Raw genomic sequence first — 17,441 nt, 5'->3', positions numbered from 1 at the left:
TTGCTCGCCGGGCGACGGGGCTCGCAGGCGCCGGGGATGGGCGCATTGCGCGAAGAGCTGGCCACGCTCGGGACGCGGGTCACCGTCGCCGCCTGCGATGTCGCCGACCGGGCGCAGCTGACCGCGCTGCTGAAGGGCGTTCCGGACGAACACCCGCTGACCGGGGTGGTGCACGCCGCCGGTGTGCTGGACGACGGCGTGCTCGACCGGTTGACCCCGGAGCGGTTCGGGACCGTGTTCCGGGCCAAGGTCAGCTCCGCGTTTCTGCTCGACGAGCTGACACGAGGGGCGGACCTGTCGGTGTTCGCGCTGTTCTCCTCCGCCTCCGCCGTCGTGGGCAACCCCGGTCAGGCGAACTACGCGGCGGCGAACGCCGTGCTGGACGCCCTGGCCGAGCAGCGGCGGGCGCATGGCCTGCCCGCGACCTCGATCGCCTGGGGTGCCTGGGGCGGTGGCGGCACGGCGGGGAAGGCCCAGGCCGAAGAGGCGGCCCGCCGGGCGGGGGTCCGCGCGATGGACCCGGAGCTGGCGAGCGAGGCGCTGCGCCGGCTGGTGACGGAAGCGGAGCCCACCGCGCTGGTCGCCGAGATCGCCCCGGAACGGTTCGCCCGGGCGTACGGCGGGGCCCGGCCGAGCGCGTTGCTCCGCGAACTGCCGGGCTACCAGGAGCTGGTGGCCGCGCGCAGCGAACCGGCGGACTCCGCGGGCGACGCGCTGCGGGAGCGGCTGGTGAGGCTTCCCGCGGGCAGGCGCCTGGAGGCCGTGCTCGACCTGGTCCGCACCCGATCCGCGTACGTACTCGGCTACCGGGACACGGACGCGGTCGGCGCCGAGCGGCCGTTCCGGGACCTCGGGGTGGATTCCCTCGGCGCCGTCGAACTGCGCAACCAGCTCGGCGCCGCGACCGGCCTGAGCCTGGCGGCGACGCTGGTGTTCGACTACCCGACACCCCTGGCGCTGGCCGAGCACATCGCCGGACGGCTGGCGCCCGACGGCTCCGGGGCCGGGGCCACGGCCGCCGAGGCCGCCGAATCGGCCGAGGACGCGGAGATCAGGTCGGTGCTCGCCTCGGTGCCGGTCGGCCGACTCCGCGAGATCGGTCTGCTGGAGCCGCTGCTCCAGCTGGCGGGCGGCGGGACCGGGGCCGGGGCATCGGACGCCGAGCCGGATGAGGAGTCCATCGACGCGATGGCTCTGGACGACCTGGTACGAGCCGCCCTCGAAGGACAATCCGACGGCGAGTCACGCCGACGACCCGACGACGGCGCGTGCCCCGACGACGAGTCACCCGAACGACGGAGGCAGGCATGAGCACGTCCAGCGAGCAGGTCGCCCAGGCACTGCGCGCAGCGATGAAGGAGACCGAGCGCCTCCGGCGGCAGAACCGGCATCTGATCGCCGCGGCCACCGAACCGGTCGCCGTCGTCGGCATGGGGTGCCGCTACCCCGGCGGCGTGCGCTCCCCGGAGGACCTGTGGCGGCTGGTGGCGGCCGGCACGGACGCGATCTCCGGATTTCCCGGCGACCGTGGCTGGAACCTGAGCGCCCTGCGCGGCGGCCAGGTCGACGAGCGCGGCAACGAGGTCAGCCAGCAGGGCGGATTCCTCGACTGTGCAACGGAGTTCGACCCCGGATTCTTCGGGATCTCGCCGCGTGAGGCGCTGCGGATGGATCCGCAGCAGCGGCTGCTGCTGGAGACGTCGTGGGAGGCGATCGAACGGGCCGGCATCGACGCGAACCGCCTGCGCTCCAGCCGGACCGGCGTGTTCATGGGCACGAACGGCCAGGACTACGCGTACCTGATGGTGCGCTCGCTGGACGACGCGACCGGCGAGGTCGGCACCGGGATCGCGGCGAGCGCGGTGTCCGGGCGGCTGTCGTACACCCTGGGGCTTGAGGGGCCCGCGCTGACCGTCGACACGGCGTGCTCGTCCTCGCTGGTCGCCCTGCACCTCGCCACGCAGGCGCTGCGCGGCGGTGAGTGCTCGCTGGCGCTCGTCGGCGGGGTCAACGTGATGTCCACGCCGGGGCCGCTCATCGAGTTCAGCCGTCAGGGCGGGCTCGCCCGTGACGGGCGGTGCAAGGCGTTCGCCGACTCCGCAGACGGCACCGGCTGGTCCGAGGGCGTCGGCGTGCTGGTGCTGGAGAAGCTGTCCGACGCGCGGCGCAACGGGCATCCGGTGCTCGCCGTGGTGCGCGGCAGCGCGGTCAACCAGGACGGCGCGTCGAACGGGTTCACCGCGCCCAACGGCCCCGCGCAGCGGCGCGTCATCCGGCAGGCGCTGGCCGCCGCCGGACTCGCCCCGGCCGACGTGGACGTGGTGGAGGCGCACGGCACCGGCACGCCGCTGGGCGACCCGATCGAGGCGCAGAGCCTCCTGGAGACCTACGGCCAGGAGCGGGATACGCCGCTGCTGCTGGGGTCGGTCAAGTCGAACCTCGGGCACGCACAGGCCGCGGCCGGGGTCGCCGGGGTGATCAAGACGGTCATGGCGATGCGGCACGGCACCGTGCCGAAGACCCTCCACGCCGACACTCCGTCATCTCGTGTGGACTGGTCCGCCGGAGCGGTGGACCTGCTGAGGGAGTCGCGCGAGTGGCCGGATACCGGCCGCCCCCGGCGCGCGGGCGTGTCGTCGTTCGGGGTGAGCGGCACCAACGCGCACGTCATCCTCGAACAGGCGCCGGACGCCCCCGTCGTGGAGACCCCCGGGGCCTCCACGACGGCGGAGCGGCGGCCGACCGCGCTGCCCTGGGTGCTGTCCGGAGCCACCGAGGCCGCCCTGCGGGACCAGGTCACCGCTGCGCTCTCCCTGCTGGATGAGGAATCCGGACCGCGCCCGCTCGATGTGGCGTTCTCCCTGGCGACGTCCCGGACGAGTCTCGAACACCGTGTGGCCGTCGTCGCGGACGGCCGCGAAGCGCTCCGGGACGGGCTGGTGGCCTGGGCCGAGAACGGCACGGCGCCCTCCGTGCTGGACGGCACCGTCCCCGGCCGCACGAAGCTGGCCATGCTGTTCTCCGGGCAGGGGGCGCAGCGGCTCGGCATGGGGCGGGAACTGTACAAGCTGTTCCCGGCGTTCGCCGAGGCGCTGGACGCCGTCCAAGCCGCACTCGATCCGGGTCTGGACCGCCCGCTGCGCGAGGTCATGTGGGGCGGACACGCCGACGAACTCGACCGGACCGGATACGCGCAGCCCGCGTTGTTCGCCATCGAGGTGGCGCTGTTCCGGCTGCTCGAATCGTGGGGGGTGCAGCCCGATTTCGTCGCCGGGCACTCGATCGGTGAGGTCGCCGCCGCGCACGTGGCCGGTGTGCTGTCGCTGACCGACGCGTGCACGCTGGTGAACGCGCGGGCGCGACTCATGGACGACCTGCCCTCCGACGGGGCGATGGTCGCGGTACGGGCCACCGAGGACGAGGTCACGCCCCTGCTGACCGAGCGGGTGTCGGTCGCCGCGGTGAACGGGCCGTCCGCGGTGGTCGTGTCCGGCGACGAGGAGGCCGTGCTGGAGATCGCGGCGCGGCTGGAGGCGCGGGGCCACCGCACGAACCGGCTGCGGGTGTCGCACGGCTTCCACTCGCTGCTGATGGACCCGGTGCTCGCTGCCTTCCGTCAGGTCCTCGCCGGGCTGGAGTTCCACGAGCCGCGGATCGCGGTGGTGTCGAACCTGACCGGCCAGATGGCCGACGCGGGCGAACTGTGCTCACCGGAGTACTGGGTGCGGCACGTACGGGAGACCGTGCGCTTCGCCGACGGGGTACGGGCGCTGGCCGACGCCGGCGCCGGAGTGCTCGTGGAGCTCGGGCCCGACGGGGTGCTCTCGGCGGCGGCCCGCGAGTCGGTGCCGGAGAAGGCCGCGGTGCTTCCCCTGCTCCGCAGGGACCGCGGCGAAGAGGCCGCGCTGGTGACCGGGGTCGCAGGGCTGCACGTGGGCGGGGTCGCGGTGGACTGGGCGGCATTCTTCGCGGGCACCGGGGCCCGCCGGGTCGACCTGCCGACGTACGCCTTCCAGCACGAGCGGTTCTGGCCCTCGGGGGCCGACCTGTCCGTGGACCTGTCCGGGACGGGGCTGGAGCCCGCCGGGCACCCGCTGCTCGGCGCGGTGATGGTCGTGGCCGGTGCGGACGAACTGGCGCTGACCGGCGTGCTGTCCCCGGCTGCGCAGCCCTGGCTCGCCGACCACAGGGTCGGCGGCGTGATCCTCTTCCCCGGCACCGGGTTCCTGGAACTGGCCGTCCGGGCCGGCGACCAGGCGGGCTGCGACCAGATTGAGGAACTCACCATGGTCGTACCGCTCGGGCTGGCCGAGGACAGCGGGACGCAGGTCCAGGTGCGGGTGGGCGAACCCGGCGACGAGGGCCGCCGGGAGATACGGTTCTTCGCGCGCCCCGCGGAGGCGCCCGAGACGGCCTGGACGCTGCATGCCGTCGGACGGCTCGCCCCGGGCGGGCGGGTGGCCGAATTCGACGCCACGCGGTGGCCGCCGCCCGGCGCGAAGGCCATGGACATCGACGGGTTCTACGACCGGTACGCGGCATCCGGCCTGGACTTCGGGCCGACGTTCCGCTGCCTGCGGGCGGCCTGGCGCCGGGGCGACGAACTCTTCGCCGAGGTGGCCCTGCCGCAGACCGCACGCGACGCCGGGGATTTCGGCGTCCACCCCGGACTGCTGGACTCGGTGCTGCACGTCGCGGCGGACTCCGGCGACGGCGAGCAGTTGGTGCCCTTCGAGTGGACCGGGGTCTCGCTGCACGCCTCCGGCGCCGACGTGCTGCGGGCCAGGGTACTCAGGACCGGTCCCGACACCGTCGCCGTCGCCGGGGCCGACGTACACGGCGCGCCCGTGATCTCGGTGGACTCGCTGGTCCTGCGGGCGCCGTCGGCCGCGCCCGCCACCACGCCCGCGGGCCCGGACCCGGCCGACTCGCTGTTCCGCCTGGACTGGGTCCCGCAGACCGCCCCGGACGCCGTGGACGGGACCTGGGCCGTGATCGGGGCGGACGACTTCGGATTGGGCGCGGCGCTGGACTCGGTGGGTACCGTCCGCCAAGGCGCGCCGTCCCTGGCCGAGTTGGCCGAGGTGCCGCAGGTCGTCGCCGTACCGCTTGCGGGGGGCGGCGGTCCCGAGGCCGTGCACGCGCTGACGTGCCGCGTGCTGGGCCTGATCCAGGGTTGGCTCGCTGAGGAACGCTTCGCCCGCTCCCGCCTGGTGTTCGTGACCCGGGGTGCGATCGCGGCGGACGGCGAGGACGTACGCGACCTGGCCGCCGCGGCGGTGTGGGGCCTGGTGCGGTCCGCGCAGTCGGAGAACCCGGGCCGGTTCCTGCTGGTGGACCTCGACGACGCGGCGGCGGCCGGGCCCGTACTGCCGGACGTGCCCCGGTTGCTGGACCTCGACGAGCCGCAGGCGCTGATTCGGGCCGGGCAGCTGAAGGTCGGCCGGCTGGCGCGCGCGGCGTCGGGCGGCGGGCTGGTGCCGCCGGCGAACCGGCCGTGGCGACTGGACAGCCGCGCGAAGGGCAGCCTCGACGCGCTGGTCCTGACGGAGTGCCCCGAGGTTCTCGAGCCGCTGACCGGGCGCCAGGTGCGGGTGGCCGTGCGGGCCGCCGGGATCAACTTCCGCGACGTGCTGAACGCCCTGGGCATGTACCCCGGCGAGGCCGGGCTGTTCGGCTCCGAGGCGGCGGGCGTGGTCGCGGCGGTCGGCCCGGAGACGACCGGCCTGCGGCCCGGCGACCGGGTGCTGGGCATGGTGTCCGGTGGGTTCGGCCCGGCCGTCGTGGTGGACGAGCGGCAGCTGACGGCCGTGCCGGAGGACTGGTCGTGGGAGACGGCCGGCTCGGTCCCGCTCGTGTTCCTCACGGCGTACCACGCGCTGGTGGACCTCGCCGCGATACGGCCGGGCGACAAGGTGCTCGTGCACGCGGGCGCGGGCGGCGTCGGCATGGCGGCGATCCAGCTGGCGCGCCATCTCGGCGCGGAGGTGTTCGCCACCGCGAGCGAAGGCAAATGGGACACCCTGCGTGAACTGGGCGTCGCCGAGGACCACATCGCCTCCTCCCGCAGCACCGGCTTCGAGGCGGCCTTCGCCGCCGTCGCGGGTGACGGCGGGATCGACGTCGTACTCAACGCGCTGTCCGGTGAGTACGTGGATGCGTCGCTGCGATTGCTGGGCCCCGGCGGCCGGTTCCTGGAGATGGGCAAGACCGACGTACGGGACCCGGACAGAGTACCGGAGGGCGTGCGTTATCAGGCCTTCGACCTGGGCTGGGTCGCCCCCGACGGCATCCAGCGGATGCTCGCCGCGCTCATGGAGCTGTTCGGCGCGGGCGCGCTGAAGCCGCTGCCCGTACGTGCCTGGGACGCGCGGCGGGCGCCGGATGCGTTCCGCCACATGAGCCTGGCGCGGCACGTCGGCAAGCTCGTCCTGACCCTGCCGCCCGCGTGGGACCCCGAAGGCACCGTCCTGATCACCGGCGGCACCGGCGGCCTGGGCGGGGAACTCGCCCGCCACCTGGTCGCCGAGCGCGGAATGCGGCACCTGGTGCTGGCCGGGCGCCGCGGGCCGGACGCGCCCGGCGCGCACGACCTGCGTGCCGAACTGACCGCGTACGGCGCCGAGATCTCCGTGGTCGCCTGCGATGTCGCCGACCCGGACGCCGTGCGGGCACTGGTGGCCGCGATCCCCGGCGAACATCCGCTGACCGTGGTGGTGCACACGGCGGGCGTGCTCGACGACGGCGTCGTCGGCTCGCTGACCCCGCGGCGGCTCAGCACCGTACTGCGGCCCAAGGTGGACGCGGCCTGGCACCTGCACGAGGCGACGAAGGACATCGGCCTCGCCGCCTTCGTCCTGTATTCCTCCACCGCCGGTGTGATGGGCGCCCCGGGGCAGGCGAACTACGCGGCGGGCAACGCGTTCTTGGACGCCCTCGCGCACCACCGCAGGGCCGCCGGGCTGCCCGCCGTGTCGCTGGCCTGGCCCGCATGGGAGCAGGGCGTCGGCATGACCAGCGGCCTGGAAAACCAGGACCTGCGCCGCGCCGCCGCCCTCGGCCTGCCGCCGCTCTCGACGGCGCGCGGACTGGCTCTGTTCGACGCCGCCACCGTCGGCGACGACGCGCTGGTGGTCCCGTTGCCGGTCGCCGGGGGCACGGGCGGGGGAGCACTCCCCGCGCGGGCAGCGGTCCCGGCGCTGCTGCGCGGACTGGTCCGCACCGGCCGTCGCGCCGCGACCAGCGGCGGAGGCGGAGCGTCGCGGGCCGCCCTCGCCGAGCACCTGCGCGGGCTGCGGCCCGAGGAGCGGGCGCGCCATCTGGTGAACTTGGTGCGCGACGAGGCCGCGCGCGTGCTCGGGCACGCGTCGCCGGACTCCGGCTCGGGCGGCTCGGCCGTTTCCGCGGACAAGGACTTCCGCCGGCTGGGGGTCGACTCGCTGACCGCGATCGAGCTGCGCAACCGGCTGTCCTCGGTCACCGGGCTCACCCTGCCCGCGACGCTGGTCTTCGACTACCCCACGCCGCGCGGGCTCGCCGGGTTCCTGCTGGGGGAGCTGATGGAGGAAGGCCAGGACGCGGACGCTCCGGCCTCGCTCGTGCCGGTCGCGGTGGCCGACGACCCGATGGTCATCGTCGGAATGAGCTGCCGGTTCCCGGGCGGGCTGGACTCGCCGGAGGATCTGTGGCGGTTCGTCGAATCGGGCGGCGACGCCATCTCCGGCTTCCCCGAGGACCGGGGCTGGGAAGGGGACGCGGGGGGCGACGGCGCCGTGGGCGGATTCCTGCGCGGCGCGGCCGACTTCGACGCGGGCTTCTTCGGGATCAGCCCGCGTGAGGCGCTGGCCATGGACCCGCAGCAGCGGCTGCTGCTCGAAGTGTCCTGGGAGGCCGTCGAGCGGGCGGGCATCGACCCGGCGGAACTGCGGGGCAGCAGGACCGGAGTGTTCGTCGGGCTCAGCGGCTATGACTACTCCACCCTGGTCATGCAGTCCTCCGCGGACGTCGAAGGCCATGCGACCACGGGCCTGTCGGGCAGTGTGGCGTCAGGTCGGCTGGCCTACGTCCTCGGGCTGGAAGGCCCGGCGGTCACGCTGGACACGGCGTGCTCGTCGTCGCTGGTGTCGCTGCACCTGGCCACGCAGGCGCTGCGTGCCGGGGAGTGCTCGCTGGCCCTCGTGGGGGCGGTGATGGTCATGGCCACCCCGGTGACCTTCGCGGGATTCTCCCGGGTCGGCGGGCTGGCGCCGGACGGCCGCTGCAAGGCGTTCGCCGAGGCCGCGGACGGCACCGGCTGGTCCGAGGGTGTGGCGACGCTGGTGGTGGAACGGATGTCCGACGCGGTGCGCAACGGGCACGACATCCTCGCGGTGGTGCGGTCCTCGGCGGTGAACCAGGACGGTGCCTCGAACGGTCTGAGCGCGCCCAACGGTCCCTCCCAGCAGCGGGTGATCCGCCAGGCGCTGGCCGGCGCCGGGCTCTCCGCGGCGGAGGTCGACGCGGTGGAGGCGCACGGCACCGGCACCATGCTGGGCGATCCGATCGAGGCGCAGGCGCTGCTGGCGACGTACGGGCAGGAGCGGGCGCGTCCGCTGTACCTGGGCTCGGTGAAGTCGAACCTCGGCCACGCGCAGGCGGCGGCGGGCGCCGCCGGACTGATCAAGACGGTCATGGCGATGCGGCACGGGGTGCTGCCGCGGACGTTGCACGTGGACGAGCCGTCGTCCCATGTGGACTGGTCGGCGGGGGCCGTCGAGCTGCTGACGGAAAACGTCGCGTGGCCCGAGACGGAGCACCCGCGCCGGGCGGGAGTGTCCTCGTTCGGGATCAGTGGCACCAACGCGCACGTGATCCTCGAACAGGGCCCCGATCCGGTGGTGGAGCCCTCCGAGGAGCCGGAGATCAGGCCGACCGTGGTGCCGTGGCCGGTGTCGGCCACGAGCGACGCCGCGCTCGACGCGCAGCTGGAGCGGATCACGTCCTTCGCGGACGGACGGCTGCCGCTGGACGTCGGCTTCTCGCTGGCCACGGGTCGGTCGGTGTTCGACCATCGGGCGGTGTTGCTGTCCTCGGCGGACGGTGTGGTCGAGGTAGCCCGGGGTGTGGCCGCGGAAGGCCCGCTCGCTGTGGTGTTCTCCGGGCAGGGTGCGCAGCGGATCGGGATGGGGCGGGAGTTGTACGGCCGGTTCCCGGTGTTCGCGCAGGCCCTGGACGCGGTGCTGGCCGAGTCCGATCCCGCGCTGCGCGAGGTGATGTGGGGCGACGACGCCGAGGCGCTGGACGCGACGGGCTGCGCCCAGCCCGCGCTGTTCGCGGTCGAGGTGGCCCTGTTCCGGCTGATCGAGTCGCTCGGCGTCGTACCGAAGTTCGTGGCCGGGCACTCCATCGGCGAGGTGGCCGCGGCGCATGTGGCGGGAGTGCTGTCGCTGGAGGACGCGTGCCGGCTGGTGTCGGCGAGGGCCCGGCTGATGCAGGCGTTGCCGGTCGGCGGGGCGATGGTGGCGGTCGAGGCGGCCGAGGACGAGGTCCGGCCGCTGCTGTCCGACCGGGTGTCGGTCGCGGCGGTGAACGGGCCGTCGTCGGTGGTGCTGTCCGGTGAGGAATCGGCGGTCATGGAGGTCGCCGGGCGGTTGGAAGGTCGTCGTACGAGCCGTCTGCGGGTCTCGCACGCGTTCCACTCGCCGCTGATGGACCCGATGCTGGAGGAGTTCCGTACGGCCGCCGGGGAACTCACCTTCCACGAGCCCACGATACCCGTGCTGTCGAACCTGACCGGTGCGCTCGTGACGGCCGACGAGCTGTGCTCGCCGGAGTACTGGGTACGGCACGTCCGCGAGACCGTACGGTTCGCCGACGGGATGCGGACGCTGTCCGGCGCGGGCGCGGCGGCGTTCCTGGAACTGGGCCCGGACGGCGTGCTCTCGCCGGTGATCCGTGAGTCGGTGGCCGACGAGGCCACGGTCGTCCCGGTACTGCGCAAGGACCGGGACGAGGAGACCGCAGCCCTGACCGCCCTCGCGCGCCTGCACGTGGCCGGGGTGGACGTGGACTGGCCGGCCTTCTTCACCGGGACCGGTGCGCGCCGGACCGACCTGCCGACGTACGCGTTCCAGCGTGAGCGGTTCTGGCCGGAGGCGGCCGAACCCGTCGTGGCCGCGGGCGACGGCATCGACGCGGAGTTCTGGGCGGCGGTGGAGCGGGAGGACCTGGAATCCCTCGCGTCGAGCCTCGATGTGGACACCGACACCCTCGGCGGCATCGTGCCCGCGCTGTCGTCCTGGCGCGGTCGGCGCCGGACGAGGTCGACGGTCGACTCTTGGCGGTGCCGGGAGAAGTGGCGGCAGTTGGAAGGTTCCTTCCCGGCCGTACTGCCGGGCACCTGGCTGGCGGTGCTCCCCGCCGAGGGCGACGGCTGGGCGCGGGGCGTCGCCGACGCGCTGGGTCCAGCCGTGATCCGCTTCGTACCGGCGGATGCCGACCGTACGGCGCTCACCGCGCGGTTGGCCGACCTCATTGCCGACGGGACCGAGTTCACAGGCGTGGTCTCACTCCTCGCCGCGTCGCCGGACGGCCTCGCGGACACGGCGGCGCTGCTACGGGCCTTGGGCGACGCGGACATCGCTGCGCCTGTGTGGGCGGTGACCCGCGGTGCGGTGTCCGCGGATCCCGGCGGCACGGCGATCGATCCGGGACAGGCCGCGTTCTGGGGACTCGGCCGGGTCGCGGCACTGGAGTACCCGGACCGCTGGGGCGGCCTGGTCGACGTACCGAACGCGGAGGCACCGAGCGCGGACGCGCTGAACGCGGACGTCGCGCGGCGGCTGATCGGCGTGCTCGCGGGAGCACTCCCCGGGGACGGTGACGAAGACCAGGTCGCGGTGCGGGCCTCAGGGGTGTTCGGCCGGCGTCTGGTGCCCGCGCCCGCGGGGGACGCGGCACGGCGGTGGCAGCCGACCGGCACGGTGCTGATCACCGAGGGCACCGGGACGGTGGGCGCGCACGTGGCGCGCTGGCTCGCCGGGCACGGCGCGGAACACCTGCTGCTGCTCGCCCGTCGGGGGCCGGACGCGTCCGGTGCGGCGGAGCTGGAGGCCGAACTGACCGCGCTCGGCACGCGGGTCACGATCGCGGCCTGCGACGCGACGGACCGGGCCGAACTGGAAGCGGCGATGGCGGCGATCGGGCCGGAGTTCCCGCTGACCGGTGTCGTGCACGCGGCCGGTCACCTGGAAGAGCCCACCGCGCTCGACGGTCTGCCCGCGCGGCGTTTCGAGGACGTGTTCCGGGCCAAGGTCGCGCCCGCCCTGCTGCTGGACGAGCTGACCCGCGATCTCGACCTGTCGGTATTCGCGCTGTTCTCCTCGGTGGCCGCCGCCGTCGGCAGCCCTGGCCGGGCGGATTATGCCGCCGGGAACGCGGTGCTGGACGCGCTCGCCGAGCGCCGCCGAGCACAGGGCCTCCCGGCGACGTCGATCGCCTGGGGCGCCTGGCGAGGGGCCGGAGCGCCAGAGGCGGCCGGATCGACCGTGCTCGATCCACGGCTCGCGATGGAGGCGATGGCCGAGCTGGTGGCCGAACCGGACGCGACCGCGGTCGTCGCCGACCTCCGGCAGCCGCAGTTGTTGAAGGCCCTGTTCAGCCTCCGCACCAGTGCCGCGTTCACCGGATTGCCCGGCGCCCGCGCGGCCGCACGGGCGGCGCGGAAAGCCCGGCGCGACAGCGAGTCCACGGCGTCGAAACTGCGTGAGCGCCTGCTCGCCGCCCCGGCAGCCGAGCGGGGGGCGGTGCTGCTGGATGTCGTACGAAACCATGCCGCCGCCGTGCTCGGACACGCCGACGCGGAGGCCATCGGCGCGGACCGGGCGTTCCAGGACCACGGGTTCGACTCGCTGACCTCGATGGAACTGCGCAACCAACTGGCCCATGCCACCGGCCTGGCACTGCCCGCGAGTCTGCTCTTCGACTACCCGAGGCCACGGGTGCTGGCCGAACACCTCGTCGCCGAGCTGCTGGGGCGGGGGGAGCAGGCCGACGCGCCGGTCCTCACCCCGGTTTCGCCCGGCCCCGCGGACGACCCGGTGGTGATCGTCGGCATGGCCTGCCGGTTCCCCGGCCAGGTGCGTACCCCGGAGGAGTTCTGGGACCTCGTCGCGTCCGGCCGGGACGGCATCGCCGGGTTTCCCACCGATCGCGGCTGGGACCTGGAGACCCTCGCCGGGAATCAGCCCGGCTCCAGCGCGACCTCCGAGGGCGGTTTTCTCTACGACGCGGCCGACTTCGATCCCGGCTTCTTCGGGATCAGCCCGCGTGAGGCGCTGGCCATGGACCCGCAGCAGCGGCTGCTGCTCGAAGTATCCTGGGAGGCGATCGAGCGGGCGGGCATCGACCCGGAGGGCCTGCGCTCCAGCCGGACCGGGGTCTTCGTGGGCACCAACGGCCAGGACTACGTGCACCTGGCGACCCGCGCGCGGGAGGACCTCGGCGGCCACATCGGCACCGGGCTGGCGGCGAGTGTGCTCTCCGGCCGGCTGTCCTACGTATTCGGCCTGGAAGGCCCGGCGTCCACCGTCGACACGGCGTGCTCGTCGTCGCTGGTGTCGCTGCACCTCGCCGCGCAGGCGCTGCGTGCCGGGGAGTGCTCGCTGGCGCTGGCCGGTGGCGTCACCGTGATGACGACCTCCGTGAGCTTCGCGGGGTTCAGCATCCAGGGCGGGCTGGCGCCCGACGGACGGTGCAAGCCGTTCGCCGAGGCCGCCAACGGGACCAGTTGGTCCGAGGGCGTCGGCATGCTGGTGGTCGAGCGGCAGTCCGATGCGGTGCGCAACGGGCATCACATCCTCGCCGTGCTGCGGGGCTCCGCCGTGAACCAGGACGGTGCCTCGAACGGTCTGAGCGCGCCGAACGGCCCCTCCCAGCAGCGGGTGATCCGCCAGGCCCTCGCCGGTGCCGGGCTCTCCCCGGCGGACATCGATGCGGTGGAGGCGCACGGCACCGGCACCATGCTGGGCGATCCGATCGAGGCGCAGGCGCTGCTGGCGACGTACGGGCAGGAGCGGGCGCGTCCGCTGCTGCTGGGCTCGGTGAAGTCCAACATCGGCCACACGCAGGCCGCGGCGGGCGTAGCCGGCGTCATCAAGTCCGTACTGGCGATGCGGCACGGAACCCTGCCCCGCACGCTGAACGTGGACGAGCCGTCGTCCCGCGTGGACTGGGCGGCCGGTTCGATCGAGCTGCTGACCGTGAACCGGGCCTGGCCGAAGACGGAGCACCCGCGCCGGATAGGCGTCTCCTCGTTCGGGATCAGCGGCACCAACGCGCACCTGATCCTCGAACAGGGCCCTGATCCGGTGGTGGAGCCCTCCGAGGAGCCGGAGATCAGGCCGACCGTGGTGCCGTGGCCGGTGACCGGCCGTACCGAAGCCGCCTTGGATGCCCAGTTGGAGCGGATCACGTCCTTCGCGGAGGGACGGCTGCCGCTGGACGTCGGCTTCTCGCTCGCCACGGCCCGTTCTGCCTTCGAGCACCGGGCCGTCCTGCTGGCCTCCGAGGGCGGTGTGGTCGAGGTAGCCCGGGGTGTGGCCGCGGAAGGCCCGCTCGCTGTGGTGTTCTCCGGGCAGGGTGCGCAGCGGATCGGGATGGGGCGGGAGTTGTACGGCCGGTTCCCGGTGTTCGCGCAGGCCCTGGACGCGGTGCTGGCCGAGTCCGATCCCGCGCTGCGCGAGGTGATGTGGGGCGACGACGCCGAGGCGCTGAACGCGACGGGCTGCGCCCAGCCCGCACTGTTCGCGGTCGAGGTGGCCCTGTTCCGGTTGATCGAGTCGCTCGGCGTCGTACCGAAGTTCGTGGCCGGGCACTCCATCGGCGAGGTGGCCGCGGCGCATGTGGCGGGAGTGCTGTCGCTGGAGGACGCGTGCCGGCTGGTGTCGGCGAGGGCCCGGCTGATGCAGGCGTTGCCGGTCGGCGGGGCGATGGTGGCGGTCGAGGCGGCCGAGGACGAGGTCCGGCCGCTGCTGTCCGACCGGGTGTCGGTCGCGGCGGTGAACGGGCCGTCGTCGGTGGTGCTGTCCGGTGAGGAGACAGCGGTCGCGAAGATCGTCGCACGGTTCGAGGGCCGTCGTACGAGCGAACTGGCGGTCAGCCACGCGTTCCACTCGCCGCTGATGGACCCGATGCTGGAGGAGTTCCGTACGGCCGCCGGGGAACTCACCTTCCACGAACCCACGATACCCGTGGTGTCGAACCTGACCGGTGCGCTCGTGACGGCCGACGAGCTGTGCTCGCCGGAGTACTGGGTACGGCACGTCCGCGAGACCGTACGGTTCGCCGACGGGGTACGGACTCTCTCCGAGAGCGGCGTGAAGACCTTCCTCGAACTCGGGCCCGACGGCGTGCTCTCGGCCGTGATCCAGGGTTCGGCGCCGGACGGGACCACCGTCGTTCCCGCGCTGCGGGGGGACCGGTCCGAGGAAGCCGCCATGGCCACCGCGCTCGCGCGCCTGCACGTCACCGGCGCCCCGGTGGACTGGCGGGTGTTCTACGGGGGCACCGGGGCGCGCCGGATCGACCTGCCCACGTACGCGTTCCAGCGCGAGCGGTTCTGGCCGACGGCGTCGCTGCGCTCCGCGGACGCGGCCGGCCTCGGCCTGGCCGCAACGGAACACCCCATGCTCGGCGCCGTGATGGCCGTCGCGGGCTCGGCGGAGGTGGTCCTCACCGGCACCCTGTCGCTCGCCCTCCACCCCTGGCTCGCCGAGTACACCGTCGACGGTGCGGTGATCCTGCCGGGCACGGCCTTCCTGGAGGCCGCGATCCGCGCGGGCGACCAGGTCGAGTGCGAGCGGGTGGCGGAACTGACCCTGGTCGAGCCGCTGGTGGTGCCGGAGCGGGGGGCGGTGCGGATCCAGGCGCGGATCGGCGAACCCGACGACGCCGGGCGCCGGGAGCTGTGGTTCCACGCGCGCCCCGCCGACGACCCCGACGCCGCGTGGACGCCGCACGCCCACGGGTGGCTCGTACCGGAGGAGCGGGTGGCCGGCTTCGACGCGGCACAGTGGCCGCCGGCCGGCGCGACCGGGATCGGGCTGGACGACCTCTACGAGCGCTTCGCCGACGCGGGCCTGGACTACGGGCCTGCGTTCCAGGGCCTGCGGGGGGTCTGGCGGCGCGGCAAGGACCTCTATGCCGAGGTCGCGCTGCCCGACGAGGTACGCGACGCCGACGGCTTCGGCCTGCACCCGGCACTGCTGGACTCCGTGCTGCACGCGGCGGTGTTCACCGGCGGCGAGGAGGACGGCGAACGGCTGCTCCCGGCCGAGTGGCGCGGGGTGTCGCTGCACGCCGCGTCCGCGCGGGTGCTGCGGGCCCGGCTGACCCGCGACGCGGACAGGCTCGTCCTGGCCGCGGCCGACGCGCAGGGCGCGCCGGTCCTCTCGGCGGACGCGGTGGTGCTGCGGCCGCCGGCGGCCCGGCCGGACGCACCGGCCGGCCCGGACCACCGGACGTCCCTGTTCCATCTCGAGTGGGTGGAACGGCCGGAGCCCGGGACAGCCGCTGACGACTCCGCCTGGTTCGTCCTCGGGCCCGACGAGCTCGGGCTGGCCGACGCGCTCGGTCAGGCCGCGGAACCAGTGAAGTCCCTAGCCGAAGTGCGCGATCGTGGCGGCGCGGTGGCACCGCAGATTCTCGCGGTACCCGTCGCGGGCCATATGGATGGCGGCCCGGAGACGGTGCACGAGGTGACGCACCGGGTGCTGGCGCTGATGCAGGAGTGCCTGGCCGAGGACCGGCTGGCCCGCACTCGCCTGGTGTTCGTCACCAGGGGAGCGGCCGCGCCGGAGGGCGAGGACGTACCGGGCCTGGCCGCCGCGGCGGTATGGGGCCTGGTGCGGTCCGCGCAGATGGAGAACCCCGGCCGGTTCCTGCTCGCCGATCTCGACGGCTCGGCCGCCTCCGCGGCCGTGCTGCCGAGCCTGCCGGGTACGGACGAGGAGCAGTTCATGGTGCGGGAAGGGACCGTTCGGGTCGCGCGCATGATGCGCGCGCCCGAACCGTCCGCGCCCGCCCGGAACGGCTCCCCATGGGGTCCCGAGGGCACGGTGCTGATCACCGGTGGCACCGGCGGCCTGGGCCGGGAGCTGGCCCGGCACCTGGTGACCGAGCGTGGGGCCCGGCATCTGGTGCTGGCGAGCCGCCGGGGCGCCGAGGCGCCGGGCGCCGCCGGACTGCGCGACGAGCTGACCGCCCACGGCGCGGAGGTGTCCCTCGCCGCCTGCGACTTCGCCGACCCCGTCGCCGTACGGGAACTCCTGGCCGCGGTCCCGGTCGCACACCCGCTGACCGCGGTGGTGCACACGGCCGGTGTGCTCGACGACGGTGTGCTCGACGCGCTGACCCCGGAGCGGGTGGACGCGGTGCTGCGGCCGAAGGTCGACGCCGCGTGGCATCTGCACGAGGCGACGCGGACGGCGGACCTCGCGGCGTTCGTCGTCTACTCCTCGGTGGCGGGCGTCATGGGCAGCCCCGGGCAGGCGAACTACGCCGCCGCCAACGCCTTCCTCGACGCGCTGGCCCAGCACCGCAGGCGTGCGGGGCTGGCCGCGACATCGCTGGCGTGGGGCCCCTGGGCGCAGGGCACCGGCATGACCAGCGGGCTGGGCGACGCCCACATCGAGCGCATGAAACGGTCCGGGACGCCGCCGCTGACCCTGGAACAGGGCCTCGCCCTCTTCGACGCCGCCACCGGCCGCGACGAGGCGAACCTGATCGTGATGCGCACGGCGGGCAAGGCCGGTCCCAGCACGACGATGTTCGCCGGCGCCGTGCCACCGATCCTGCGCGGCCTGGTCCGCGCCGGTCGCCGGACCGCCGCCGCCGACAACCGGGCTGTGGACCTGGCGGCGCGGCTGGCGGACACCCGCGAGCACGAGCGGGTGCGCTTCCTCACCGATCTGGTACGGGGCGAGGCCGCGGCCGTACTGGGGCACGGTTCGCCGGACCAAGTAGAGGCCGAGCGGGAGTTCGACCGGCTCGGGTTCGACTCGCTCACCGCGATCGAACTGCGCAACCGGCTCACCGCCACGACAGGGCTGCGGATGCCCGCGACCCTGATCTTCGACTACCCGACACCGGCCGCTGTCGCCGACCTCCTGGCCACCCGCCTCGGCGAGCCCGCCCCGGCGGCCGCGGGCCCCGCCCTGCCCGCCGAACTCGACCGGCTGGAAACGGCACTGTCCGCAGCGTTGTCGGCGGAAGACCTCGGCGAGGCCGCCAGGGCCGGGGCCGCGGCGCGGCTGCGGAAGATGCTCGCGCGGGTGACCGGCACCGGTACCGGCCCAGGCACCGAGACCGGCGAACAGGACGTACAGCAGCGGATCGAGGCGGCGAGTGCCGACGAGGTCCTGGCCTTCATCGACAGTGAGCTCGGCCGACCGACGGACCACTGA

General features: G+C 74.3%; 2 protein-coding genes (1 of these 2 cut by a window edge). Both read left to right on the top strand.

The features are described from left to right. Nucleotides 1-1,311 carry the 3' end of a type I polyketide synthase gene (locus HYQ63_RS01210; protein WP_179932076.1) on the top strand. Its footprint begins 37,455 nt before the window's first position, so only the last 1,311 of its 38,766 coding nucleotides appear in the window; the start codon falls outside the window, past its left edge; it ends in the stop codon at nt 1,309-1,311. Then, a complete protein-coding gene (locus tag HYQ63_RS01205) occupies nt 1,308-17,441 on the top strand; it encodes a type I polyketide synthase (protein ID WP_179932075.1) in 16,134 nt (5,377 codons plus the stop codon). The genes HYQ63_RS01210 and HYQ63_RS01205 overlap by 4 nt, the downstream gene beginning before the upstream one ends.

The sequence above is a fragment of the Streptomyces sp. Rer75 genome (assembly GCF_013414305.1).
GTDB classification, from domain to species: domain Bacteria; phylum Actinomycetota; class Actinomycetes; order Streptomycetales; family Streptomycetaceae; genus Streptomyces; species Streptomyces himastatinicus.
The sequence above is the reverse complement of the archived record's forward strand: the minus strand, read 5'-3'. Positions and strand labels throughout refer to the sequence as shown.